At 66.5% G+C, this 23,602-nt stretch carries 22 protein-coding genes and 1 tRNA gene; 6 read left to right on the top strand and 17 right to left on the bottom strand.

Features of this window, described 5'->3' with window-relative positions; translation table 11 throughout:
- Positions 1-83: 83 nt before the first annotated feature.
- Together ACTG4X_RS29160 and ACTG4X_RS29155 are read left to right on the top strand one after the other, a co-directional pair.
- On the top strand, positions 84-944 hold the full coding sequence (locus tag ACTG4X_RS29160; protein WP_093059892.1) for a LysR family transcriptional regulator: 861 nt from the start codon (positions 84-86) through the stop codon (positions 942-944).
- 40 nt (positions 945-984) lie between these two features.
- The gene (locus tag ACTG4X_RS29155; protein WP_093059890.1) at positions 985-1,611 is read left to right on the top strand and encodes a YitT family protein; all 627 of its coding nucleotides are present in this window, start codon (positions 985-987) and stop codon (positions 1,609-1,611) included.
- A 95-nt stretch (positions 1,612-1,706) separates the two neighbouring features.
- Here ACTG4X_RS29155 and ACTG4X_RS29150 read toward each other — a convergent pair whose 3' ends face one another.
- The 7 genes from ACTG4X_RS29150 to ACTG4X_RS29120 form a co-directional block, all read right to left on the bottom strand.
- Positions 1,707-3,101: an amidase gene (locus ACTG4X_RS29150; RefSeq protein WP_097198086.1), complete on the bottom strand. Its 1,395-nt coding sequence runs from the start codon at positions 3,099-3,101 to the stop codon at positions 1,707-1,709.
- Entirely contained in the window at positions 3,092-4,579 is a 1,488-nt protein-coding gene (locus ACTG4X_RS29145; protein ID WP_093059886.1) for an ABC transporter substrate-binding protein, read from the bottom strand. Before ACTG4X_RS29145 ends, ACTG4X_RS29150 begins: the two co-directional genes overlap by 10 nt.
- A 216-nt stretch (positions 4,580-4,795) precedes the next feature.
- Positions 4,796-6,289, bottom strand: coding sequence for an ABC transporter substrate-binding protein (locus tag ACTG4X_RS29140; RefSeq protein WP_093059884.1), 1,494 nt, complete (start codon positions 6,287-6,289; stop codon positions 4,796-4,798).
- A 112-nt stretch (positions 6,290-6,401) separates the two neighbouring features.
- Positions 6,402-7,229, bottom strand: a complete 828-nt coding sequence (locus ACTG4X_RS29135; protein ID WP_097198087.1) for an ATP-binding cassette domain-containing protein — start codon at positions 7,227-7,229, stop codon at positions 6,402-6,404.
- Entirely contained in the window at positions 7,226-8,215 is a 990-nt protein-coding gene (locus ACTG4X_RS29130) for an ABC transporter ATP-binding protein (RefSeq protein WP_097198088.1), read from the bottom strand. The genes ACTG4X_RS29135 and ACTG4X_RS29130 overlap by 4 nt, the downstream gene beginning before the upstream one ends.
- 5 nt (positions 8,216-8,220) lie before the next feature.
- Complete coding sequence (locus ACTG4X_RS29125; RefSeq protein ID WP_093079464.1) at positions 8,221-9,096, bottom strand: ABC transporter permease; 876 nt, start codon at positions 9,094-9,096, stop codon at positions 8,221-8,223.
- Positions 9,093-10,043 carry an ABC transporter permease gene (locus ACTG4X_RS29120; RefSeq protein ID WP_093179297.1) on the bottom strand — a complete coding sequence of 317 codons (951 nt, stop codon included), beginning with the start codon at positions 10,041-10,043 and terminating at the stop codon, positions 9,093-9,095. The genes ACTG4X_RS29125 and ACTG4X_RS29120 overlap by 4 nt, the downstream gene beginning before the upstream one ends.
- Positions 10,044-10,146: 103 nt before the next feature.
- On the opposite strand from ACTG4X_RS29120, the gene ACTG4X_RS29115 reads away from it, so the two are divergent.
- Complete coding sequence (locus tag ACTG4X_RS29115; protein WP_097198089.1) at positions 10,147-10,422, top strand: YfhL family 4Fe-4S dicluster ferredoxin; 276 nt, start codon at positions 10,147-10,149, stop codon at positions 10,420-10,422.
- On the opposite strand, the gene ACTG4X_RS29110 is transcribed toward ACTG4X_RS29115, so the two are convergent.
- The 8 genes from ACTG4X_RS29110 to ACTG4X_RS29075 form a co-directional block, all read right to left on the bottom strand.
- Positions 10,419-10,916 (bottom strand): hypothetical protein, encoded by a 498-nt coding sequence (locus ACTG4X_RS29110; RefSeq protein WP_097198090.1) that lies wholly within the window; start codon positions 10,914-10,916, stop codon positions 10,419-10,421. The two genes, ACTG4X_RS29115 and ACTG4X_RS29110, sit on opposite strands and share 4 nt — an antisense overlap.
- A gap of 36 nt (positions 10,917-10,952) precedes the next feature.
- Positions 10,953-11,585, bottom strand: coding sequence for an aminoacyl-tRNA hydrolase (gene pth, locus ACTG4X_RS29105; protein WP_093179300.1), 633 nt, complete (start codon positions 11,583-11,585; stop codon positions 10,953-10,955).
- Between the two features lie 82 nt (positions 11,586-11,667).
- Entirely contained in the window at positions 11,668-12,354 is a 687-nt protein-coding gene (locus ACTG4X_RS29100; RefSeq protein ID WP_093059712.1) for a 50S ribosomal protein L25/general stress protein Ctc, read from the bottom strand.
- An 85-nt stretch (positions 12,355-12,439) separates the two neighbouring features.
- Positions 12,440-13,414 carry a ribose-phosphate pyrophosphokinase gene (locus tag ACTG4X_RS29095; protein WP_081269883.1) on the bottom strand — a complete coding sequence of 325 codons (975 nt, stop codon included), beginning with the start codon at positions 13,412-13,414 and terminating at the stop codon, positions 12,440-12,442.
- Positions 13,415-13,554: 140 nt separating this feature from the next.
- A tRNA-Gln gene (locus tag ACTG4X_RS29090) sits at positions 13,555-13,631 on the bottom strand.
- Between the two features lie 70 nt (positions 13,632-13,701).
- Positions 13,702-14,583, bottom strand: coding sequence for a 4-(cytidine 5'-diphospho)-2-C-methyl-D-erythritol kinase (gene ispE, locus ACTG4X_RS29085; RefSeq protein ID WP_097198091.1), 882 nt, complete (start codon positions 14,581-14,583; stop codon positions 13,702-13,704).
- The gene (locus tag ACTG4X_RS29080) at positions 14,580-15,113 is read right to left on the bottom strand and encodes a lipoprotein insertase outer membrane protein LolB (RefSeq protein WP_093059709.1); all 534 of its coding nucleotides are present in this window, start codon (positions 15,111-15,113) and stop codon (positions 14,580-14,582) included. Before ACTG4X_RS29080 ends, ispE begins: the two co-directional genes overlap by 4 nt.
- 1 nt (position 15,114) lies before the next feature.
- Positions 15,115-16,980, bottom strand: a complete 1,866-nt coding sequence (locus ACTG4X_RS29075; RefSeq protein ID WP_097198092.1) for a tetratricopeptide repeat protein — start codon at positions 16,978-16,980, stop codon at positions 15,115-15,117.
- A gap of 80 nt (positions 16,981-17,060) precedes the next feature.
- Here ACTG4X_RS29075 and mutM point away from each other — a divergent pair, with 80 nt between their 5' ends.
- From mutM to mutY, 3 genes are all read left to right on the top strand, one after another.
- Positions 17,061-17,873 carry a bifunctional DNA-formamidopyrimidine glycosylase/DNA-(apurinic or apyrimidinic site) lyase gene (gene mutM / locus ACTG4X_RS29070; RefSeq protein ID WP_097198093.1) on the top strand — a complete coding sequence of 271 codons (813 nt, stop codon included), beginning with the start codon at positions 17,061-17,063 and terminating at the stop codon, positions 17,871-17,873.
- 112 nt (positions 17,874-17,985) lie between these two features.
- Positions 17,986-19,947 (top strand): dynamin family protein, encoded by a 1,962-nt coding sequence (locus ACTG4X_RS29065; protein WP_093059704.1) that lies wholly within the window; start codon positions 17,986-17,988, stop codon positions 19,945-19,947.
- Between the two features lie 34 nt (positions 19,948-19,981).
- On the top strand, positions 19,982-21,016 hold the full coding sequence (gene mutY, locus ACTG4X_RS29060; protein ID WP_093081834.1) for an A/G-specific adenine glycosylase: 1,035 nt from the start codon (positions 19,982-19,984) through the stop codon (positions 21,014-21,016).
- Positions 21,017-21,043: 27 nt separating this feature from the next.
- Here mutY and rapZ read toward each other — a convergent pair whose 3' ends face one another.
- Positions 21,044-21,922, bottom strand: a complete 879-nt coding sequence (gene rapZ / locus ACTG4X_RS29055) for an RNase adapter RapZ (protein WP_097198094.1) — start codon at positions 21,920-21,922, stop codon at positions 21,044-21,046.
- Positions 21,919-23,601 carry a DNA repair protein RecN gene (gene recN, locus ACTG4X_RS29050; RefSeq protein WP_097198095.1) on the bottom strand — a complete coding sequence of 561 codons (1,683 nt, stop codon included), beginning with the start codon at positions 23,599-23,601 and terminating at the stop codon, positions 21,919-21,921. The genes rapZ and recN overlap by 4 nt, the downstream gene beginning before the upstream one ends.
- Position 23,602: the final 1 nt, after the last annotated feature.

Below are 23,602 nucleotides of genomic sequence, written 5' to 3'. Positions count from 1 at the left end.
ATGGGGTGATTGTGGGAACTCCCTATCAATCGGAAAAGCGGGAAGATATGATGGATTCCATCGGATTAACGGATGGGTCAGTCATGCAAGGCTTTGATCTGGAGCAGCTGCGCACGCTGGCGGCGGTCGTCGACGCAGGCAGCCTGACGGCCGCCGCGCCGCGCGTCTTTCTTTCGCAGTCGTCGGTCAGCGAGCAGATCCGCAAGCTGGAAGAGCGGGCCGGGCAGTCGCTGCTCACCCGCAGCAAGGCGGGCGTTTCACCCACCGAGGCGGGCGTGCGGCTGCTGGGCTATGCGCGGCGCATCCTGTCGCTGAGCGACGAGGCGTTTCGCGACCTGCATGGCGAGACGCTGCAGGGCGAGCTGCGCCTCGCCGTCACCGACTACTTCCGGCCCGGGGACCTGACGCGCCTGCTGGGGCGGCTCGGCGAGAGTTATCCGCAAGTGCGGCTGCACGTCACCATCCTGAAGAGCGACGATCTGCGCGCTGCATATGCGCGCGGAGATTTCGATGTGGGCGTGGCGATGAACATCGCCGGCGTTTCCGCCGCGCAGCCCCGGGCGTCGGTGATCCGGCGCGAATCGCTGGTGTGGCTGGGCGCGGCGGGCATGCGGCTCGTGCGTGGCGAGCCGGTGCGGCTGCTGGCCTTGCCGGACACCTGTTCGCTGCACCAGTTCACCGTGGCGCTGCTGCGGCGCCGGCGGGTGCCCTACGCGCTGGCGCACGTGGCCTCGGGCGTGGCGGGGCTGCAGTCGGCGCTGGCTGCGGGGCTGGGCGTGGCCTGCCTCAACGAATCGGCCATCAGCGACGGCGTGGCGCGGCTGGCCACCCCCCACGGATTGCCGGCGCTGCCGCGTGTCGCCTTCGAGTTCTTGCCCGGTCGCAGGGGAGAAACGGCGTTCGTGACCCGGGCCCGGGAGCTGCTGGCCACCCATCTGGTGTGAGTCCGGCCCGGGGTGGCGCGGGATTTGCGTCACGTCTGCCATGGATGCGCCACCTCCCACCACCCCACCGGAATGGCTGCGCCATTCCCGTTTCGATGACGCGCAGGCGATCTTTTCGGGCACCTTGTTCGTCGCCATTGCCATGATGCTGTTCGGCCAGGCGGGCTTGCTCACGGGCGGTACGGCCGGCGTCGCGTTTCTGTTGCACTACGCAACTGGCGTGAGCTTTGGAAAGCTGTTCTTCCTGGTCAACCTGCCGTTCTACTGGTTCGCATGGCGCCACATGGGGCGGGCGTTCACGATCAAGACTTTCTCGGCCATTGCGTTGCTCTCGCTGATGACCGACTGGGCGCCGCGCTACCTGTCGATTGATTCACTGCACCCGGCTTTTGCGGCCGTGCTCGGTGGCTTGCTGCTGGGCACTGGCTGTCTGTTCCTCGCCCGCCACCGCGCGAGCCTGGGTGGTGCGACGGTGTTGACGCTGTACCTGCAGGAAAAGCGCGGCTGGCCGGCTGGCAAGGTGCAGATCGGGATCGACTGCACGGTGGTGTTGCTCGCGTTGTTCGTGATTCCGCCGCAGCGTGTGGGGTGGTCGGTGCTGGCTGCGGTGGTGATGGGGCTTTTTCTCTGGATCAACCACAAGCCTGGGAGGTATGCGGCGACTTGAGCTTGCTGTTCTCCGGGGTGCGTGCGAATGGCACCGGGTACTCCCCTGCGCGAATGTCTCCCGTCGGCGTGATCGCTCCCCGAACAACACCAGAGTTAAGGCGCAACAGGCCAGGGCCGCTGAGGCTCCCGAATCTGCTCGAACGCACGCGAAACGCGCAGCACCCCGAGGTCGTCGAAACGCTGCCCGGCAATCTGAAGACCGATCGGCAATCCACCCGCCGAGTACCCGCAGTTGACCGAAGCCGCCGGCTGCTCCGACATGTTGAACGGCACCGTGAACCCGATGTGCTCCAGTGGCCTCAAGGGATCATTCGTGGGCGAAGGCGCCTCCGCCGCTGCGGGCATGTTCGGCGACACCGGCGAGATGACGTAGTCGAAGCGCGCGCAGGCGCTCACCGCCGCCACGCGCGTCGCATGGAACTGGCTGAAGCTGCGGAATACGTGCTCGCCGCTGAACTCCGCCGCGCTCTCGGCCCATTCACGGATGTAGGGCAGCACCTTCGAGCGCTGGTCGGCTCGCAGGCCCTTCATGTCCACCAGCGAGCGCATGCGCCACAGATGGTCCATGCCGTCGAGCATCGCCTGCGACATGAAAGGCTGCATCGGTTCGATGATGGCGCCGGCCTTCTCCAGCAGGCGTGCCGCGTGTTCGACCGCTGCCTGGATTTCAGGCTCCACCGCCAGTCCGCAGCCCGCGTCGAGCAGCAGGCCGATGCGCAAGCCGCGCAGATGGTCGGGTGATACGTCGAAGCCGGCCCAGTCGATGTCCTGCGGCGGCAGGCTCATGCTGTCGCGCGCATCGGGCTTCGACAGCGCCTGCATCAGTAGAGCCGCGTCGCCCACGGTACGCGTCATCGGCCCTGCGGCACGGCCCATGTATGGTGGATCGATCGGAATGCGCCCGAGGCTCGGCTTGAGCGTGAAGATGCCGCACCAGCTCGCGGGCAAGCGCAGCGAGCCGCCGATGTCGGTGCCCAGATGCAGCGGGCCATAGCCGGCGGCGGCCGCAGCACCTGCACCCGCACTGGAGCCGCCCGGCGTCAGGCGCAGGTCCCACGGATTGCGCGCCAGCGTGTGAAAGCTCGACAGGCCCGAAGACAACATGCCGTAGTCCGGCATCGTCGTCTTGCTCACGATCACCGCGCCCGCTTCTTTCAAGCGTGCGGCCGGTGGCGCATCGGCAGCCGCGGGCTTCAGGTCGACGGCGGCGGTGCCGGCCGGCATCGGATCACCGCGCGTCGCGATGTTTTCCTTGATGGTGGCCGGCACGCCGTCGAGCGGGCCGAGCGCATCGCCGCGCTGCCAGCGCGCTTCCGAAGCGCGCGCCTGCTCGAGCGCGGCCTCGGGCCTGAAGAGCCAGGTGGCCTGCAGGTGCGGCTCCCAGCGCTCGATCTGCGCGATCACGGCCTGCGTGACCTCCACCGGCGAGAGCTTGCGGTCGCGGTAGGCCGCGGCAAGCTCCTGTGCGGACAGGTCGTTCAACCCCACGACAGCGCCGACAGGTCGTTCACGAAGATCGGGTTGTCCTTCCAGATGCCCTTGACGTTCTTCTTTGCGACGGTCGGGAACTGCGGCTGGTACAGGAAGCCGTTGGCAGCGTCGGTGGCCAGCAGTTTCTGCGCGTCGCCGAGCAGCTTGTTGCGCTCGGTGGCGCTGGCCGTGGACTTGATCTTGTCGAACAGCGTGTTGAAGGCCTTCGACTGGTAGCCCCAGTAGTAGTCCGACTTGGCGTAGTTGCCGAGGTCGAAGGGCTCCACGTGCGAGACGATCGACAGGTCGTAGTCCTTGTTGCCGTAGGTGCCGCTGAGCCATTGGGCCCATTCCACGTTCTGCACCTTCACGACGATGCCGATCTTGGCGAGCTGGGCCACGATCACTTCGCCGCCCTGGCGGGCATACGGCGGCGGCGGCAGCGTCATGGTGAGTTCGAGCGGCGTCTTCACGCCGGCTTCGGCCAGCAGCTTCTTGGCCTTCTCGATGTCGAAGGGGTTGATGCCGGTGGTGTCGACATAGCCCGCCGCACCCGGCACGTAGTGGCTGCCGATGGGCACGCCGAAGCCGTCGGCCGCGCCTTCGATCACGGCCTTGCGGTCGATGGCGGCAAGAATGGCACGGCGCACGCGCACGTCGTCGAGTGGCTTCTTCTTGTTGTTGATCGAAAGAATCGTCTTGGCGCGCGAGCCCGCCAGGATCACCTGGAACTGCGGGTTCGCCTTGAACTGCGGCACCACGCGCGTGCCGATGCGCGCGAACACATCGACGTCGCCCGAGAGCATGGCAGCGGCCTGCGCAGCGGTGTCGGAGATGAAGCGGAACGTGACCTTGTTGATCTTCGCGGTGGCGGGGCTGCGAAAGCCTTCCCACTTGCTCAGCGTGATCGACGAGCCCTTGGCCCAGCTGTCGAGCTTGTAGGGGCCGGTGCCGACCGGCTTGGTGGCGTTGCCATCGGCGCTCTTGGGCTCGACGATCACGGCCGTGGCCTGGCCCAGCACGAAGGGCAGGTCGGGGTCGATCTCCTTGTTGATGATGACGACGGTGTAGTCGTCCACCACCTGGGTCGCGAGGTTGGCGAAGGTGCGCTTGTCCTTGTTGGTGCTCTTCTCGCCGCCTGCGCGGTCGAACGAGAACTTCACGGTGGCCGCGTTGAAGGGCTCGCCGTTCTGGTACTTCACGCCGCGCCGCAGCTTGAAGGTGTAGGTCTTCAGGTCGGGCGAGATTTCCCAGCTCTCGGCCAGCAGCGGCGTGACGCTGCCGTCGGCGTTGATCTTGGTGAGCGTCTCGAGGATGTTGTAGTGCACCACCTCGGCGATGGCGGCGGCGGCGCCGGTGGTCGGGTCGAGCCCCGGCGGTTCGAGCGCCATGCCGATCACGATGGCGTCCTTCCGGCCCTGCGCCATGCCGGCGAGCGGGGTGGCCAGCGCAACGGTGGCGCCGGCGGTGGTGAGAAGGGTGCGACGGTTCAACATACGTGTGATCTCCGGATAGACAACAAGCCAGGTTCGAATGACGACTGCTCCGGCGTGCGCCATGCCCCGAAGGGAGGCGCGACGCCGCGAAAGACACGACACGCAGCACGAAAGATGCCACGTGCGCAGCCGGTCATTCTCTCGCAGGGGGCGAGCCGGTGCGCGGCCCGCGGGGCGGTTTTTCCTCGGGACGTTCCCGTAGGCGAGAGAGCCGGGTCAGCCCCAGGACAGGGCCGCGATGTCGTTCACGAAGATCGGCGTGTCCTTCCACAGCCCGCGCAGGTTGCGCGCCGCCACGGTAATGAACTGCGGCTGGTACAGGAAGACGTTGGCCGCGTCTTCCGCCAGCAGCCGCTGCGCGTCGCCAAGGTAGCGCAGGCGGTCGGAGGTGCGCGCGGCGTTGCGCGCCTTGTCGAAGACCTCGTTGAACCTGGCCGACTGGTAGCCCCAGTAGTACTCGGGCTTGGTGTAGTTCACCAGGTCGAAGGGCTCGACGTGCAGGATCAGCGAGAGGTCGTAGTTCTTGTTGCCGTAGGTGCCGCTGATCCATTGCGCCCATTCGACGTTCTGGATCTTCGCGACGATGCCCACCTTGGCGAGTTGCGCGGCGATCAGCTCGCCGCCCTGGCGTGCATAGGGCGGGGGCGGCAGCACGAGCTCGAGTTCGAGCGGCGTCTTCACGCCGGCTTCGGCCAGCAGCTGCCTGGCCTTCTCGACGTTGTAGGGGTTGATGCCGGTGGTGTCGATGTATCCCGGCGCGCCCGGCACGTAGTGGCTGCCGATGGGCACGCCCCGGCCGTCGACGGCGGCTTCGATCACCGCCTTGCGGTCGATGGCCGCGGAAATCGCGCGGCGCACGCGCACGTCGTCCAGCGGCTTGCGCTTGTTGTTGATGGCCAGGATGGTCTTGCCGCGCGAGGCGTTGAACACCACCTGGAAGCGCTTGTCGTTCTGGAACTGCGGCAGGCTGCGCGACACCGAGGCATGCGGAAACAGGTCGATGTCGCCCGAGAGCAGCGCGGTGGTCTGCGCGGCCGGCTCGGAGATGAAGCGGAAGCTGGCCTTGCGGATCTGCACCGTGTCGGCATTGCGCCAGCCGTCCCACTTGGCGAGCACGATGCCCGAGCCCTTGGACCAGCTGTCGAGCCTGTAGGGTCCGGTGCCGACCGGCTTGGTGGCGTTGGTCTCTACGGTCTTGGGCTCGACCTGGATTGCCGAGGCCTGGCCCAGCAGGAACAGCAGGTCGGGCTCGATCTCCTTCGTGATGAGCACCACCGTGTGCTCGTCGACCGCCTGCGTCGCGATGTTGGTGAAGGTGCGCTTGTCCTTGTTGGTGCTGTTGGCCGCGGCCGCGCGGTCGAACGAGAACTTGACGCTCTGCGCGTTGAAGGGTTCGCCGTTCTGGAACTTCACGCCACGCTTGAGCTTGAAGGTGACGGTCTTCAGGTCGGGCGACACCTCCCAGCTGTCGGCCAGCAGCGGCGTGACGCTGCCGTCGGAGTTGATCTTGGTGAGGGTTTCGAAGACGGTGTAGAGAACCACCTCGGCGATCTCGGCACCTGCCTTGGCCGTGGGGTCGAGGCCCGTGGGCTCCAGCGTGAGGCCGAGCACCAGCGAATCTTTTTTTCTCTGCGCCAGCGCGATGGTCGGCAGGGCCAGCGGTGTCAGGGCTGCGGCGCCGGTGGCGAGCAGGGTGCGTCGTTTGAGCATGAAGCGGTGTCCTCGGAACAGGGGGGCAAGCATCATCCGCGAGAGCAGGGCGCCAGCGCAACCAGATGCTTATGACCCACTCATCCTAGAGACTGCGGGCGACGCTTCGGTGTCAGGCCGGCAGCAGCGTGCCGCCCGCGGGCGTGCGCGGCACTGCATCGAGCAGCGTGCGCGTGTACTCGTGCTGGGCGTGATGGAAGAGCTCGGCGGGCGGACCCTGCTCGACGATCTTGCCTTTCCACACCACGCAGACCTCGTCACACAGGTGGTTGACCACCGCGAGGTCGTGGCTGATGAGCAGGTAGCTGATGCCGAACTGCTGTTGCAGGTCCTGCATGAGGTTGAGCACCTGGGCCTGCACGGATACGTCGAGCGCACTCACCGGCTCGTCGGCGACGATGAGCTTGGGGCGCGTGATGAGGGCGCGTGCGATGGCGATGCGCTGGCGCTGTCCGCCCGAGAACTCGTGCGGGTACTTGTCCATGTCGGTGGTGCGCAGGCCGACCGCTGCCAATGCTTCGGAAGCGCGTTCGCGCTGCACGGCGCGGCTGGTTTCGGCCAGCGCTTCGAGCGGTTCGGCGACGATGCGCGCCACGGTCTGGCGCGGGTCGAGCGAGCCGTAGGGGTCCTGGAACACCATCTGGAAGTCGCGCCGCGCGGTGCGCAGTTCGGCCTTGGGCAGCGCATGCAGATCGCGACCTTCGAGGCGCACGCTGCCCGAGGTGGGCGTGTCGAGCGCCATCACGAGGCGAGCGATGGTCGACTTGCCCGAGCCCGATTCGCCGACGATGCCCACGCTCTTGCCGGCCTGCACCTCGAAGCTCACGCCGTTGAGCGCCTTCACGGTGGGTGGCGGGCCGAAGAGCTTTTCGCGCGGCAATGCGTAGTGGCGTACGAGATCGGTGACCTGCAGCAGCGGTGGAGTGGTGGCCGTGCTCATGGTGCGATGGCCCCTTCCGTGGCGATCTCTTCGAGCCGGATGCAACGCACCGCGTGATCCTGCGGCAGCATCGTGGCTGGCGGCCGGGTGGTTTTGCAGGCCTCGACGGTGTAGCTGCACCGGCCCGCGAAGGGGCAGCCCTTCGGCAGGTCGACCAGCTCGGGCACGCTGCCCTTGATGGTGACCAGCCGCAGGCCGCGCGGTGCCCCGATGGCGGGACGCGCGGCGAACAGGCCCTGCGTGTAGGGATGGGCGCGGCGCGCGAACACCGCCTCCGTTGGGCCACTCTCGACCACGCTGCCGCCATACATCACCAGCATCTTCGAGACCGTCTGCGCGATCACGCCGAGGTCGTGCGAGATCAGGATCAGCGCCATGCCGCGCTCGGCCACGAGGCTCTGGATCAGTTCGAGGATCTGCTTCTGGATGGTGACGTCGAGCGCTGTCGTCGGCTCGTCGGCAATCAGCAGGTCGGGCCCGCAGGCGAGCGCCATCGCGATGCCGATGCGCTGGCGCTGGCCGCCGGAGAACTGGTGCGGATAGGCGTCGAGGCGCGAGGCTGCATCGGGAATGCCCACGCGGTCGAGCAGCGCGAGCACTTCCTTGCGAGCGTCGGCCTTCGAGAGACCGCGGTGCAGCCGCAGCGGTTCACCGACCTGGCGCGCGATGGTGTGAACCGGGTTCAGCGCCGTCATCGGCTCCTGGAAGATCATGCCGATGCGGTTGCCTCGAATCTGGCACATGGCTTTCTCGTCGCGGCCGATGAGCTCGGTGTCGTCGAAACGGATGCTGCCCGTGACCTTCGCGGTCGAGGGCAGCAGGCCCATCAGCGACATCACGGTGATCGACTTGCCGCAGCCCGATTCGCCAACGATGCCCAGCGTTTCGCCGCGCTCCAGCGTGAAGCCGATGCCGCGCACAGCCTCGGCGGGGCCGCGCTGCGTCTGCAGTTCGATGTGCAGGTCTTTGACTTCGAGCAGGGGCATCTTGCTTACCTTGCGCGTGCCAGCCGCGGATCGAGCAGGTCGCGCAAGCCGTCGCCGAGCAGGTTCAGGCCCAGCACCGCGAGTGCGATGGCCATGCCGGGGAAGACGGCCAGCAGGGGCGACTGGAACATCATCGTCTGCGCCTCGCTGAGCATGCGACCCCACGAGGGTTGCGGTGGCTGAGTGCCCAGGCCCAGGTAGGAGAGAGCGGCTTCGGCCAGGATGGCGATGGCGAAGCGGATCGTGATCTGCACGATCAGCACGGCCGAGATATTGGGCAGCACATGCTGCATCGTGATCGCGAACGGGCCCTTGCCGCAGGCGCGTGCGGCGGCGACGTACTCGCGCGACCAGATCGCGTTGGCAGAAGCGCGCGTGATGCGCGCGAAGGTCGGGATGTTGTAGATGCCGATCGCGATGATCGCGTTGACGATGCCGGCGCCGAACACGGCGGTCATCATGATGGCCGAGAGGATCGCAGGGAAGGCGAGCGAGAAGTCGGTGAGCCGCATGATGGCTTCCTCGACCCAGCCGCGCTTCGCCGCCGCCAGCAGGCCCAGCGCGGTGCCGACCACGAGGCCGATGCCGACCGCGATCACGCCCACGAGAATTGATGCACGCGCGCCGACCAGCAGCAGCGAGGCCACATCGCGCCCGTAGGTGTCGGTGCCCAGCCAGTGCGCGCCCGTCGGCGGCTTCAGCTTGTTGGCCATGTCCATGTCGTAGGGCGACCAGGGTGTCCAGACCAGCGAAACGGCAGCGGCGAGCAGCAGGAGCAGCGTCAGCGCGCCGCCCAGCACGAAGCTGCGGTGGTGCAACGCGCGGCGCCAGAAGCCGGGGACCTTGAGCGCAGCAGCGCTCGGAGCTGTGATCGCGTTCATATGTCGCTGGCCTTGATGCGCGGGTCGATCACGGCATACAGCACGTCGACCACGAAGTTCACGATGACCACCATGGCCGCCAGCAGCATCACGCAGTTGCGCACCACGATCAGGTCGCGGTTGCTGATGGCCTGGAAGATCAGCCGGCCCAGGCCCGGCAGGTAGAACACGTTCTCCACCACGATGGTGCCGGCCAGCAGCTCGGAGAACTGCATGCCCATCACGGTGATGACGGGGATCATGGCGTTGCGCAGCACGTGGGTCCACAGCACCGCGCGCTGCGAGACACCCTTGGCGCGCGCGGTGCGCACGAAGTCTTCGCGCATCACTTCGAGCACGGCCGAGCGCGTGATGCGCGCGAGGATCGCGGCTTGAACGACGGCGAGAGACAGCGCCGGCAGCAGCAGCGACTTGATGCCCGCGAAGATGCCTTCGCCCCATCCCTCGAAGCCGCCAGCGGAGAACCACTGCAGCTGCACCGAGAACACGAGGATCAGCAGGATGGCGAACCAGAAATTCGGGATCGCGATGCCGACTTGCGCCATGCCCATCAGGCCGACGTCGCCGAGCTTGTTGTGGCGGGCAGCGGCCGTAACGCCGACGAGCAGTGCAATCACGACGGTGAGGGCCATCGCCAGCATGGCGAGCGGCACGGTGAGCGCGAGGCGCTCCAGGATCAGGTCGAGGACCGGCGAGCTGTAGGCGTAGCTGTCGCCGAGGTTGCCGGTGAGCAGGCCGCCTATCCAGTGCCAGTAGCGTGTCCATGCGGGCTGGTCGAGGCCGAGCTTGGTGGCCAGCGCTGCGACGGCTTCGGGTGAGGCGTCGGGGCCCATGAGCATCTGCGCGGCGTTGCCGGGCAGGATCTCGAGGACGAGGAAAACGATGACCGAGGCGCCGATCAACGTGCCGATCAGCGTGGCGAGGCGCTTGAATAGAAACAGACTCATGGGGCGGGGCGCAGCATAACTGACTCCTGCAACAAGTGTGCCCTGAATGTGGCCTTTGTCATTCACAGGCGGCTCGCCCGGCCGGGCCCGCGATAATCGGGGGATGGCCCTCATGATCACCGACGAATGCATCAACTGCGATGTCTGCGAGCCCGAGTGCCCGAACGATGCGATTTACATGGGCGCGGAGTTCTACGAGATCGATCCGCACAAGTGCACCGAGTGCGTCGGCCATTTCGATGAGCCGCAGTGCGTGCAGATCTGCCCGGTGGCCTGCATTCCCCTGAATCCAGAGCATGTGGAAAGCCGCGAGACGCTGGTGCAGAAGTACCAGCGCCTCACGGCGATCAAGGTGACGGCTGCTTCGACCGGCGCTTAGTCGGCCGACTTCCGCTTCTTTTTCTTGCGCTCAGGCGCGTCGCCGGTTGCCTTCGCGTTCTGACCGCCGCTGAAGCTCATGCTCGATTTGCGAGCCGCGCCGGCCTCCTTGCGTGAGCGGTCATGCTCCCTTTGCTCAGCCATGGCGAGCCGTCTTTCCGCAAGGGCTGCGCTCCTGGCCTCCCGCGCAGCCCGCTGGTCGCGGTCGTAGGCTGCTTTCTCCAGCGACAGCCGGCTGCGTTCGAGGCGATCGGCCTGAGTCTGGGTGCTGCGTGTGCCGGCGTCGGCGGCTCGGCGGTCTTCGTCGCTGCGGTGGTCGTTCACCTTCACCGTCTTGCCGCCTTCACAGGGCTGGTCGGAATAGGTGCTTCCGCAACGCCAGGTTTGAGCGGCGTTCTGGGCTGAGGCTCCCATGGATGCGATGCAAATTGCTATTGAAAAGATAGCAATTGCCGTCGCTCCGCTTCTTTTTCTTCTTTTCTTCTCTTCACTCATTTTTTATTTCTCTCCCTCCTGCACTGCGATGGCCGGCTAGGTGGCGGCAGGCGTGCCCCCGTCGCCGGGCTCCCGCCGCGGCGGTTTGGGCCGGGGCGGTTTGCTCGTGTGAATGACCAGGGTCGCCTTCTCCATCTCGCCCGCCACCAGCGCGGGGATCGCGTGCAGGGTGCGAGTGATGGCGTCCTCTATGGCTTCACGTTGTTCTTTCAGCGGCTTCTTGAGCACCCAGTTGACGACCTCCGACTTCACGCCGGGATGCCCGATGCCCAGGCGCAGGCGCCAGTAGTCGCCGGTGCCCAGTTGCGCGTGGATGTCGCGCAGCCCGTTGTGGCCGGCATGGCTGCCGCCGAACTTGAGCTTGACCTGGCCCGGGACCACGTCGAGCTCGTCGTGCGCCACGAGGATTTCCTCGGGCGCGATCTTGAAGAAACGGGCGAGGGCGGCCACCGACTTGCCCGACAGGTTCATGAAGGTTTGCGGTTCCAGCAGCCAGATGCTCTGGCCGCCGATGTTGGTGCGCGCGGCAAGGCCGTGATAGCTGCGCTCGGGCACGAGATTGAGTTTCCACTCGCGCGCAAGGGCATCGATCCACCAGAAGCCGGCGTTGTGCCGCGTGGCTTCGTACTCGGGGCCCGGATTTCCGAGGCCGACAAACAGCTTGATCATGGTCGTGGATTATCCCGTCGCCGGAAAAGCAGAAGGCCCGCACGGGGCGGGCCTTCTGCAGCAACGAATGCGAAAAAGCGAATTACTTCTTGGCAGGCGTCTTGGCAGCGGGGGTCTTGGCTGCAGGAGCGGCCTTGCCACCCTTGCCGGCCGGCGCTGCTGCGGCGGCTGCATCGGCAGCGCCTTCAGCGGGGGCGTCGACTTCTTCAGCCGCCGGCGACACGGCCGAAGCCAGCACCGGGTTGACCTTGCCGTGGCTGACCCACTTCACGCCCTTGGGCAGCTTGATGTCCTTCAGCGTGACGGTGCCGTTCTTCTTCAGGCCCGACAGGTCGACTTCGATGAACTCCGGCAGGTCGGTCGGCAGGCAGTTCAGTTCGAGTTCGGTCGTCACGTGATTGACCAGGTTCAGGTCGATCTTGACGGCTTCGGATTCTTCTTCACCCTTGAAGTGCAGCGGCACCTTCAGGGTCATGCGGGTCTTGGCATCGACGCGCTGGAAGTCGATGTGTTGCACCAGCTGGCGGAACGGGTGGTATTGCACGTCGCGCAGCAGAACCTTGCTGACGTTGCCGCCCAGTTCCATTTCGAGCACGCTCGAATGGAAGGCTTCCTTCTTCAGGGCGTGCCACAGCGCGTTGTGATCGATTTCGATCAGTTGCGGCTGGGTGTCACCACCGTAGACGATGCCGGGGGTCTTGCCCGAGATGCGGAGACGGCGGCTCGCACCCGTGCCCTGCTTTGCGCGCTCAAAAGCGACGAATTTCATAACTAGCTCCTGTGAGAGTCCACCGCGACCAGTGCGACTCCGGTTCAAAAAGGCTTCAGAAAAGAAGCCCGCTCTTTGGCTCGGGTCAGAACAGGTTGTCCTGGTCCGAGAACAAACTCATCACCGACTCGCCCTTGGCAATGCGCTGGATCGTTTCGGCGATCAGCGGTGCCACGGAGAGCTGGCGGATCTTTCCGCAGGCATTGGCGCCGTCGGAAAGGGGAATGGTGTTGGTCACGACCACTTCGTCCAGGGCCGAGCCTTGCGTGATGCGCTCGATGGCCGGGCCCGAGAAGATCGGGTGCGTGCAGTAGGCGTAGACGCTCTTGGCGCCGCGCTCTTTCAGCACTTCGGCTGCTTTGACCAGCGTGCCGGCCGTGTCGATCATGTCGTCCATGATCACGCAGTTGCGGCCGTCGATCTCGCCGATCACGTTCATGACTTCGCTGACGTTGGCCTTCGGGCGGCGCTTGTCGATGATGGCGAGGTCGCAGTTCAATTGCTTGGCCAGCGCACGGGCGCGAACCACGCCGCCGACGTCGGGCGAGACCACGATCAGGTCTTCGTAGTTCTTGGCGCGCAGGTCGCCGAGCAGCACCGGCGAGGCGTAGATGTTGTCGACGGGGATGTCGAAGAAGCCTTGAATCTGGTCGGCGTGCAGGTCCATCGTGAGCACGCGCTCGACACCGACGGTTTCCAGCAGGTTGGCCACGACCTTGGCCGAGATCGGCACGCGGCTCGAACGCGGGCGGCGGTCCTGGCGGGCATAGCCGAAATAGGGAATCACGGCGCTGATGCGTTCGGCCGAAGCGCGCTTGAGCGCGTCGACCATGATCAGCAGTTCCATCAGGTTTTCGTTGGTCGGTGCGCAGGTCGACTGCACCACGAACACATCGCGCGCCCGGACGTTCTGGTTGATCTCGACGGTGACTTCACCATCGGAGAAGCGACCGACGCGAGCGGCGCCCAGCGAGGTGCCGAGGTTGTGCGCGATTTCTGCAGCAAGGCCCGGATTGGCGTTGCCGGTGAAAACCATGAAATCAGGGTGATTAGCCTGCATGAGCGCGTCCCGGCAGTGCAAATTGGCTTAGGAAGCCGCCAAAAGGTTTGTGATGCGTGGCGGCCGGTGAGCCGCCGATTATTGCAGCGGGTGGGCTGCAAAAGAAGACTGCGGCCGTTGGGCCGCAGTCGTTGAAGATTTGGCAGGGGAGAAAGGATTCGAACCTTTGCATGCTGGAATCAAAATCCAGTGCCTTAACCAGCTTGGCGACTCCCCTACACGGGTCGATGGTTTTCACCATCAACCGATATATGTCGCATCGAACCGAATGAACGGTCCGATTATCTTCAGGTTGCCCATCCCAAGAGCGGATGGACTTCCAGGTTGCTGCATTGACGAACCTGCCAGCCTTCGGGGGCTTCTAGCAGTTCCGCTTCCTGCGGCGCTTGCGGCATCTTCGCGAACACCGAACTTCCGGAGCCGGTCATCCGGGCCTTCAACCCTTGGGCACCGAGCCATTCGATGGCGTCGGTGACGGCGGGGCAAAGTCGCTGGGCAACCGGCTGCAGGTCGTTGTGGCCGAAGTCGAAAACCGGGTTTCCCAGGTTCGTCGCTTCCAGCGATTCGCTATCTGCAGCAAAGCCCGAGATTATAGCAACAGGTGTGGCGCGTTGAAGATCGGAAGCCGAAAAAATTAATCGGGTATCGAGTCCCTCGGGTGGTTTGACCACCGCGAAACGCGCCGACGGCAGTGTAACCGGTGTGATTTCCTCGCCGATGCCCTCGACCCATGCGTTGCGGCCACCGAGGAAGAAGGGTACGTCGGCACCCAGCTTCAGGCCGATGTGCGCCAGCCGTGACAGAGGCAGGTTCAGTCCCCACAGGCGGTTCAGTGCGAGCAGGCAGGTGGCGGCATCCGAAGAGCCTCCGCCCATGCCGGCCTGTGCCGGCACGTGCTTGGCCACGCCGATATGCGCGCCCTGGCCGGGCGCGGCGAAAGCCTGCAGGGCGCGTGCCGCGCGCAGGATCAGGTCGTCCGCGGGCAGCTCGGTCGTTAGGTCTTCGCGGCTCAGTTGCCCATCGCGCCGCAGTTCGACATGCAGCGTGTCGCACCAGTCGATCAGCATGAAGACCGACTGCAGCAGGTGGTAGCCGTCGTCGCGCTGGCCGGTGATGTGGAGGAAGAGATTGAGCTTGGCCGGCGCGGGAAGGTCGTAGATCGCCTTCATGACCGCTCGAACACGATGCGCAGGTCGGCCCGGGGGCTCGGCGATTCGCGCACGGCCTGCAGCCGTCCGTTGCCGAGCTGCGCAAGATCGGGCTTCCAGCCGGGAACGGGGTCGTTGCGGCCCGCGAGCCAGCCGAACAAGGCGCCGACCGGAATTGCAGCGCCGGTAGCGGCCTCGATCAGTTCATCGACGGAGTCGAAGCGACGTGTCTTGCTGCCGTCTTTCAGCAGGGCCTCGCCCGGTGCCCAGTGCAGTTGCGCCAGCGTGCTGCCGATGGGTGTCGTGAGTGTGAGGTCGCCCGAGTCGGCGGAGCCGCGCAGCTCGAACAGCGCAGCGAAGGTCTGCACCGGCTCGCTCTCGATGCGCAGCGACATCCGGCCGCTCCAGCTGTCCGAAGTCTTCGGTGCAGAAGAGCCGCCAGACAGCTGCGCGCAGCCTGCCATCAGGAGAAAGGCGGCTCCACCTGCCGCCAAAAGGGTACGGCGGCCGTGGCCGGCCTGCGTTGGCACGAATGCCCCAGCGTGAGCCATGCTACGGCTTCACTCGCAGGCGCTTCAGCGTTTCCTGCAGCGTCTCGTTTTCGGCGTCGCTCAGCAGGGCCTCCTTCCAGATCGTGACCGCGCGGTCCTTCTGGCCGGTGCTCCACAGGACTTCGCCGAAATGCGCGCCGATCTCGGGATCGGGCCGCGTCTTGTAGGCCGCTTCGAGGATGCGGATCGCCTCGGCCGTATTGCCGAGCCGGAACTCGACCCAACCCAGGCTGTCGGCAATGAACGGATCTTCCGGCGCCAGCTGCACAGCCTTCTGGATCAGCGTGCGCGCCTCGTCGAGCCGGATCTTGCGATCGGCGAACGAATAGCCCAGCGCGTTGTATGCGTTCTGGCTCTCGGGCTTGAGCTGGATGAGCCGGCGCAGCAGGCGCTCCATGTCGTCGAGGCGGTTGAGCTTCTCGGCGACCATGGCCTGGTCATAGACGAGGTCGCCGTCGTCCGGCGCCGCCGCCGAGGCCTGGGCGAGCATGTCGTAGGCCGCCTGGTATTGCTTCGCGTCGCGCAGCAGTTGCACTTCGGCAAGGAATTTCTGCTTCTTGTCGTCGGGCGTGCGCTCGGGCAGGCCGCGAATGATTTCGCGCGCCTGGGGCAGCTTGCCCTGACGGGCCAGCAGCGCTGCGCGGCGGGTTTGCGCGGCCACCAGTTCGTCGGGGCCGTCGACGCGCGCGAGCCAGCGCTCGGCCGCCGTGAAGTCCTTGCGCCGTTCCGCCAGTTGCGACAGCGCGAAGTACGCCTGCGATACGCCGCGCTTGCGGTCGGCGGCGTCATTGGCATCGCCATCGGCGTCCTTGCTGGCGCTGCGGCTGCTCGACAGTTCGATGAAGCGCTTGATCGAAGTCTCGGCTGCGGCGTCCTGTTTGGCCTGCATCTGGAGGCTGCCGAGCAGCAGCCATGGCTCAGCCAGCTCGGGCCGCGAGGTAGTCACTGCCTGGAGTTGCGTGGTGGCATCGTTGAAGCGCCGGTCCTCGACGAGCGCGCGGGCGTAGGCAATGCGCAGGTCGGGCGTGGCCTTCGGGTTGTTGTTCAGGTAGCGGGTGACGATTGGCTCGGCGAGCGGCTGGCCGGGGTCGATCATTTCGAGCGCCAATGCAGCGGGTGCATCGGAGCTCGGGTCGATCTCCTGGCCCTTGCGCGCGGCTTCCAGTGCGCCGGAAGCATCGCCTGCATTCAGGCGCAGCCGGCCGACGGTGGCCCAGGCCAGTCCGCCGGTGGTCGGGTTCTTCAGCTCGTCGACCAGGGCCTGCTCGACCACCGAGGCGGCCAGCTTCTTGTCGGCGGCGCGCGAGTAATTGCGCACGATCACGGCCATCAGCAGCGGGCGTTCGATCTGCGACGTGGCCGCCACTTCGGCACGCAGCGGTTCGACGGTTTCGCTGATGCGATTCAGCGCGATCAGGATCTGCAGCTCGATGCGGCGTGCATCGCGCGAAGTCGGCAGGGCTTCCTGCCAGGCGCGTGCGGCGGCGAGGGCCGCATCGCCGGAGCGCGATTGCAGGGCGATCTCGACCGCGCGCTGGAACAGCTTGCCGTCGCGCAGCCGGCGGGCGGCATCGAGCACCAGCGCGTAGCCGGAGCCGGGATCTCCGGAGCGGGCGGTCATCTCGCCCATCAGGATCTCGTAGAACAGGTCGGCCGTCAGCGCGGAGGGCTGCGGCGCGGGTTCGCTGGCGGCCTTGGCTGTGATGGGCTTGGGCCTTGTCGAGGGCTTCGGCTGTGCCGATTGTTCGATGGTCAGCGCAGGGCCGTTGGGGGTTGCAGGGGCAGAAGATTGTGCGTGAACCGCACAAGCCAGCAAGGCGAGAGACGCGGCCGCCGCAAGGCGGTGTCGGCGGGGCGAAAGATTCATCCGACCATAATAATCCAGGCTTTTGAACGAACCTTGCGTGGGGCTTAGTCAACGCCGCATTTGCCGGAGATTTACTTTTCATGCCTGAGCTTCCCGAAGTCGAAGTCACCCGTCGCGGCTTTGCCGACCGCATCGCGGGCGCACGCATCGACGCGGTGCGCATCGGCAAGCCCCTGCGCTGGGCCCTGATGGTGCTGCCCGAGGCGCTGGTCGGGCGGCAGGTGCGCGAGGTGCGGCGGCGCGGCAAGTACCTGCTGATCGATCTCGATCGCGGCATCCTGCTGTTGCACCTGGGCATGTCGGGCAGCCTGCGTTTCGACGCGGCATTGCCGTCGCCCGGGCCGCACGACCATTTCGACCTGGTCACGGACCGAGGCACGCTGCGGCTCAACGATCCGCGCCGCTTCGGCGCCGTGGTCTACGTGGAAGACGAGGCTGCCCCATGGGCGATCAAGCTGCTCGGCGGCCTTGGCATGGAGCCGCTGGGCGATGCCTTCGACCTCGACGCCTTCCACGCCGGCCTGAAGAAGCGCAAGAGCGCCGTCAAGCAGGTGCTGCTGGCGGGCGACGTGGTGGTGGGTGTGGGCAACATCTACGCGTCGGAGGCGCTGTTCCAGGCGGGCATCCGGCCGACGCTGTCGGCGGCACGTATCAGCCGTCCGCGGGCGGCCAGGCTCCACGCGGCCGTACGCGAAATCCTGGCCCGGGCGGTGGAGAAGGGCGGCAGCACGCTACGAGATTTCTCCAATGTGGAAGGACAGAATGGCTATTTCCAGCTCGAAGCGACCGTTTATGGCCGTGCCGGCGAGCCCTGTCGGGTTTGTGCAACGCCGATCCGGCAGCTGCGCCAGGGGCAGCGCTCCACCTACTATTGCCCCAATTGCCAGAAGTAGGCGCCTGGTCCGGATGTCGGATTCAGACGTGGATCTCAGGAGAAACAATTTGGAGACGTTGGTTGTTCGCCTCCCGATGCTATATTTGTAAATTGTTTCTTACATATTTCCCTTGAGCCGCTCCTTCAACCAACAACTCGATCAGCACGGTGCGTGGCGGAGCAATTTCGCCCACCGGCTGCAGTGGCTGTCCCGCTGGCTGACCGAGAACGAGCTGCTCGACCAGGCAGTGGCGGAGCGCCTGCGCGGGCTCGAAACGCAGATCCGTACCAGCAAGGTCATGGTCGCCTTCGTGGCCGAGTTCTCGCGCGGCAAGTCGGAGCTGATCAACGCGATCTTCTTTGCCGGCTACGGGCGGCGCATCATGCCCGCGAGCGCCGGCCGCACCACGATGTGCCCGACCGAGCTGGGCTACGACGCCGCGCTCGCGCCCAAGCTGCGCCTGCTGCCCATCGAGACCCGGCTGGAGCCGCATTCGTTGGCCCATTGGCGCGAAAAGCCAACGCGCTGGACCGAGATAGCTATCGACGTCGGCAACGCCGAGCATCTGGCGCAGGCCATGAGCAAAGTGGCCGAGGTGCGCTGGGTCGCCAAGGATGAAGCGCGCACGCTGGGCTTCTGGAACGACGACACCCCCGACGACAACCCGGTGCAGGACGCCGAAGGCCGCGTCGAAATTCCGCGCTGGCGCCACGCGGTGCTGAACATGCCGCACCCGCTGCTGGAGCAGGGGCTGGTGATTCTCGACACCCCGGGCCTGAACGCGATCGGCGCCGAGCCCGAACTCACGGTGAGCCTGATTCCGCAGGCGCACGCCGTGGTCTTCATCCTGGGCGCCGAAACCGGCGTGACGCGCTCCGATCTCTCGATCTGGCGCGAGCACCTGATCACCGAGGACGAAGGTAACGACACGCGCTTCGTGGTGCTCAACAAGATCGACACGATGTGGGACACGCTGAGCACGCCCTCGCACATCGAGCAGCAGATCGAACGCCAGCGCGAAGGCGCGGCCCGTTTGCTCGAAGTGCCGCTGGCGCAGGTGCTGCCGGTGTCCGCGCAAAAGGGGCTGCAGGCCAAGATCCAGCACGACGGCCAGTTGCTGCAGGCCAGCCGCCTGCCGGCGCTTGAATCGTTGCTGGCCGAAGGCGTGCTCGGCAAGCGCGAAACCATGCTGCGGCTCGCGGTCGACGCGGGCATGACTGCGCTGCGCGCCGAGGCCGAGCGCATCCTGAAAGTGCGCCAGCGCGACCTGGCCGAGCAGGCGCTCGAACTGCAGGGGCTGCGCGGCAAGAACGTATCGGTGATCCGCCACATGCGTGCGCGCATCGACCAGGAACATGCCGAGTTCGAAGGCAGCAACACGCGCATCCTGGCGCTGCGCTCGGTGCAGGGCAAGCTGCTGCGCGAGGTGTATGCCGTGCTCGGCCGCACTGCGCTGAAGGCCGACATGGTGCGGCTGTCGGCCGCGCTCAAGCGCCCGGGCGTCAAGTTCAACGTCCGCAAGGTGTACGGCGAGACTTTCGATTCGCTGCGCAACAACCTGCGCGAGGTGCAGGCGACCACGGCCGAGATCCAGTCGATGCTGCATGCCACCTTCCGCCAGCTGAATGCCGAGCAGGGCTTCACCCTGCAGGCGCCGGCCGAGCCCGACCTGACGGGCTTCGAGCAGGAGCTGGGACAGATCGAACGCAGCCACATCCACTACCTGGGCGTGGGCAACCTGCTGAAGCTCGCGCAGGCCGATTTCTGCGACAAGCTGGTTCGCGCGCTGGCCAGTCGGCTGCGGCTCGTCAACGAAGCAGCCATGACCGAGGTCGAGCGCTGGAGCAAGGGCGCGAGCGCGCAGATCGACGCGCAGCTCAAGGAGCGCCGCCGCAACTTCAGCAAGCGCATCGAGGCGATCGAGCGCATCCAGAGCGCGGCGGGCAACCTCGACGAACGGCTGATCGAACTGGCCGCGCAGGAAAGCAATCTCGCCGAGCTTCATGTGCAGCTGCGCGAGTTCACTTCGCTGATCGCGCAGCACGGAAAGCCGCAGGTCGCGGCGACTGTCGGCGAGCTGCGTGCGGCCTGAAGCTTCCGCCTCCACGGCGGTTGCTGGCTTGCAATTGCCCCCGGATTTCGCTGCGCAGATCGTGAGCTGGCAGCGCAGCCACGGGCGCAGCCAGCTGCCGTGGCAGAACACCCGCGACCCGTACCGCGTGTGGCTGTCGGAGGTGATGCTCCAGCAGACGCAGGTGACGACGGTGCTCGGCTACTTCGCGCGCTTTCTCGAACGCTTTCCCGACGTGAAGGCGCTGGCCGCCGGCACCGAGGACGAGGTCTTCGGGCTCTGGAGCGGGCTGGGCTACTACAGCCGCGCGCGCAACATGCATCGCTGCGCGCAGGAAGTCGTCGCGCGCTTCGGCGGCGAGTTTCCTCGCACTGCCGCCGAACTCGTCACCTTGCCCGGCATCGGCCGATCGACCTCCGCGGCCATTGCCGCCTTCTGCTTCGGCGAGCGCGTGGCGATCCTCGACGGCAACGTGAAGCGCGTGCTGACGCGCGTGCTCGGCTTTGCGGGCGACATGTCTTCGGCGGCGCAGGAGCGTGCGCTGTGGGACCTGGCAACGCAATTGCTGCCGCCGGCAGAGCAGAAGGAAGCCATCGCGAGCTACACACAAGGCGTGATGGACCTGGGCGCCACGGTGTGCCTTCCGCGCAAGCCGAGCTGCATGATCTGCCCGGTCAACAAGACCTGCGCGGCCCTGCGGGAAGGCGCGCCGGAGCGCTACCCCGTCAAGACCCGCAAGCTCAAGCGCAGTGCACAGTCGCTCTGGGTGCTGCTGGCGCGCGATGCGCAAGGCCGCGTGTGGCTGGAGAAGCGGCCGTCGAAGGGCATCTGGGCCGGGCTCTATTGCCTGCCCGTGTTCGACAGCCGTGAAGATCTTCTGGCTGCACTGCCGACGGCCGCGCGACGCGGCGTGCAGGACCTGCCGGCCTTCGTGCATGTGTTGACCCACAAGGACCTGCATCTGCATCCGGTGCAGCTTCAGGGCGGCCAGCCGCAAGGCGATGGCGCGCGCTGGGTCGAGGCCGAGGAGTGGGGTCGGTTGGGCCTGCCGGCGCCGATGCGCAAGCTGCTGGAAGGTAGCGAGGCCTAGTCAGCCGATCTTTAGTCGGCGGATCAGTCAGCTCGCGTCGAGTTCGCGGTGCCGCTTGAGCGCACCCCAGCGCGCACCGAACGAGCGCGCCAGCTGCTCGACCAGGAACACCGAGCGGTGTTGCCCGCCCGTGCACCCGATGGCCACCGTCACATAGCTGCGATGGTCGCGCGCCAGTGCATCGAGCCAATGCGTGAGGAACTGTTCGATGTCGTTGTACATGCGCGCCACGTCGTCGTGCTCGCGCAGCCATTCGATCACCGGCTCGTCGCGGCCCGTAAGCGGGCGCAGCGCGGGCACGTAGTGCGGGTTGGGCAGCATGCGCACGTCGAACACGTAGTCCGCGTCAAGCGGCACGCCGCGCTTGAAGGCGAACGATTCGAACACCAGCGTCAGCGCGCTTTGCGGCGCGGAGATCAGCGACTTGATGTAGCTCTGCAGCTGCGCCGGCCGGATCAGGCTGGTGTCGATCACGTCGGCGCCGTCGCGCAGGTCGGCCAGCAACTCGCGTTCGAGCTCGATGGCCTGCATCAGCACGCGGTGCTGTTCGGGCACGTCGGTACGGCCTTCCTGGCGCGAGAGCGGGTGGCGGCGGCGGGTTTCCGAATAGCGGCGCAGCAGGGCATCGGTGGTCGCGTCGAGGAACAGCGAACGCAGCGAGATCTCGCCGTCGCGCCGCAGCGCTTCGAGCTGCTGTGGAACGATTGGTAGCGAGACGCCGCTGCGCACGTCCATGGCAATGGCCACGCGCGGCGTCTGCTGTTCGTGCTGCAAGGCGATGAAGGACGTCAGCAGTTCGGGCGGCAGGTTGTCGACGCAGTAGTAGCCAGCGTCTTCCAGTGCATGCAGGGCCACCGACTTGCCGGAGCCCGACATACCCGTGATGAGCACGAGGTCGAGGTTCATGGCGCGGTCACCGAGGTCTTGTGGCCGAGCATTTCGCGTGCGTGCGCGAGCGAAGTCTGCGAGACCTTCTCGCCGCCCAGCATGCGGGCGATTTCCTTGGCGCGATTGTCGTCGTCGAGGCGCGACACGCCGCTCTCGGTGCGCGGGCCGTCCTTGCCGGCTGCTGCCGTCTGGCGCTTGGCAACAACGAGGTGATGGTCGGCGCAGGCGGCCACCTGGGGCAGGTGGGTCACGGCGAGAACCTGGCGGTCGCGGCCGAGCTGCTTCATGAGGCGGCCGACGGTCTCGGCGACCGCACCGCCGACACCGGCATCGACCTCGTCGAAGATCAGCGTCTGCGCCGCGCCGAGCTGGCTGGTGGTGACGGCGATGGCCAGCGCAATGCGCGACAGCTCGCCGCCCGAAGCCACCTTGCCGATGGCGCGCGGCGTGCTGCCGGTGTGGCCGGCCACGAGAAAGGCCACGTCTTCGAGGCCGGCACGGCTGGGCTGCGCCAGCGGCTGCAGTTCGACCTCGAAGCGCCCGCCCTGCATGCCTAGGCCTTGCATCGCATCGGTGACGGCCTGGGCGAGGCGCGGCGCAGCCTGCTTGCGGACCTTGCTGAGCGCCCTGGCTTCTTTCATGTAGGCCTGCTGTGCGTTTTGCTCGGCGCGTTCAAGGCCTTCGAGATCGCTTTGCGCGTCGAGCGCCTGCAGCTCAGCCTGCCAACCGGCCAGCAGCGCCGGCAGTTCGGCGGGCGGGCGCTTGTAGCGGCGCGCGAGCGACATCCACAGGCCCATGCGCTCGTCCAGCTCGGCCAGGGTTTGCGGATCGGTGTCGGCATCGCGCAGGTAGCCGTGCAGCGTGTGGGCAGCGTCGGAGGCCTGGGCCACGCATGAGGCGAGCACTTCGCCCAGCGCGCGGAACTCGGGCTCGATGTGCTCGCAGTTCTGCAGCAGCGTGAGCGCGCGCGTAAGCGCGGGGAGGGCGCCGTTGTCGTCGTCTTCCAGTGCCTGGCTGGCACCCTGGGCCGCGTCGATCAGGGCCTGCGCGTTGGAGATGCGCGAGTGGTTGGTCGACAGCTCTTCCCACTCGTCGACGCCCGGTGCGAGCTTGGCGACTTCGGAGATCTGCCATTGCAGTCGCTCGCGCTCGCGCTGCAGCGAGTCTTGCGCCGAGCGCGCGTGTTCGAGTGCGGAAAGTGCCTGCCGCCAGCTTTGCCACGCGGCGTCGAGCGCATCGGTGCGCACACCTGCGTAGGCGTCGAGCAGGCCGCGCACTGCCTCAGGCCGCGTCAGGCTTTGCCAGGCGTGCTGGCCGTGGATGTCGAGCAGGCGGTCGCCGAGCTCGCGCAACTGCGTGGCCGTGGCTGGGCTGCCGTTGATCCAGCCGCGGCTGCGGCCCTGCAGGTCGACGGTGCGGCGCAGCAGCAGCGCGTCGCCGGCTTCGAAGCCGCCTTCGTCGAGCCAGGTGTCCAGGGCGGGGTCGGCGTCGAATTCGGCACTCACGTCGAGCCGTTCGGCCCCTTCGCGCACCGCGCCAGCGTCGGCGCGGTTGCCCAGCGCCAGTTGCAGCGCGTCGATCAGGATGGATTTGCCCGCGCCGGTTTCGCCGGTCAATACCGTGAAGCCGCCGGACAGGTCGAGTTCGAGTGATCGCACGATCACGAAGTCGCGCAGTGCGATGCGTCGCAGCGCCATT

Origin of the sequence: Variovorax sp. YR566, from assembly GCF_051992195.1 — a bacterium.
GTDB lineage: Bacteria > Pseudomonadota > Gammaproteobacteria > Burkholderiales > Burkholderiaceae_C > Variovorax.
The sequence above is the reverse complement of the archived record's forward strand: the minus strand, read 5'-3'. Positions and strand labels throughout refer to the sequence as shown.

Bases quoted from the DNA above. Each gene is read 5' to 3' on its own strand.
- ACTG4X_RS29140 (WP_093059884.1), bottom strand. From the start codon at position 6,289: ATGCTCAAACGACGCACCCTGCTCGCCACCGGCGCCGCAGCCCTGACA.
- ACTG4X_RS29130 (WP_097198088.1), bottom strand. From the start codon at position 8,215: ATGCCCCTGCTCGAAGTCAAAGACCTGCACATCGAACTGCAGACGCAG.
- ACTG4X_RS29095 (WP_081269883.1), bottom strand. From the start codon at position 13,414: ATGCAGGCTAATCACCCTGATTTCATGGTTTTCACCGGCAACGCCAAT.
- ACTG4X_RS29160 (WP_093059892.1), top strand. From the start codon at position 84: ATGCAAGGCTTTGATCTGGAGCAGCTGCGCACGCTGGCGGCGGTCGTC.
- ACTG4X_RS29115 (WP_097198089.1), top strand. From the start codon at position 10,147: ATGGCCCTCATGATCACCGACGAATGCATCAACTGCGATGTCTGCGAG.
- ACTG4X_RS29075 (WP_097198092.1), bottom strand. From the start codon at position 16,980: ATGAATCTTTCGCCCCGCCGACACCGCCTTGCGGCGGCCGCGTCTCTC.
- ACTG4X_RS29120 (WP_093179297.1), bottom strand. From the start codon at position 10,043: ATGAGTCTGTTTCTATTCAAGCGCCTCGCCACGCTGATCGGCACGTTG.
- ACTG4X_RS29125 (WP_093079464.1), bottom strand. From the start codon at position 9,096: ATGAACGCGATCACAGCTCCGAGCGCTGCTGCGCTCAAGGTCCCCGGC.
- ACTG4X_RS29135 (WP_097198087.1), bottom strand. From the start codon at position 7,229: ATGAGCACGGCCACCACTCCACCGCTGCTGCAGGTCACCGATCTCGTA.
- ACTG4X_RS29155 (WP_093059890.1), top strand. From the start codon at position 985: ATGGATGCGCCACCTCCCACCACCCCACCGGAATGGCTGCGCCATTCC.
- pth (WP_093179300.1), bottom strand. From the start codon at position 11,585: ATGATCAAGCTGTTTGTCGGCCTCGGAAATCCGGGCCCCGAGTACGAA.
- recN (WP_097198095.1), bottom strand. From the start codon at position 23,601: ATGGCGCTGCGACGCATCGCACTGCGCGACTTCGTGATCGTGCGATCA.
- mutM (WP_097198093.1), top strand. From the start codon at position 17,061: ATGCCTGAGCTTCCCGAAGTCGAAGTCACCCGTCGCGGCTTTGCCGAC.
- ACTG4X_RS29145 (WP_093059886.1), bottom strand. From the start codon at position 4,579: ATGTTGAACCGTCGCACCCTTCTCACCACCGCCGGCGCCACCGTTGCG.
- ispE (WP_097198091.1), bottom strand. From the start codon at position 14,583: ATGAAGGCGATCTACGACCTTCCCGCGCCGGCCAAGCTCAATCTCTTC.
- ACTG4X_RS29080 (WP_093059709.1), bottom strand. From the start codon at position 15,113: ATGGCTCACGCTGGGGCATTCGTGCCAACGCAGGCCGGCCACGGCCGC.
- ACTG4X_RS29110 (WP_097198090.1), bottom strand. From the start codon at position 10,916: ATGAGTGAAGAGAAGAAAAGAAGAAAAAGAAGCGGAGCGACGGCAATT.
- ACTG4X_RS29100 (WP_093059712.1), bottom strand. From the start codon at position 12,354: ATGAAATTCGTCGCTTTTGAGCGCGCAAAGCAGGGCACGGGTGCGAGC.
- rapZ (WP_097198094.1), bottom strand. From the start codon at position 21,922: ATGAACCTCGACCTCGTGCTCATCACGGGTATGTCGGGCTCCGGCAAG.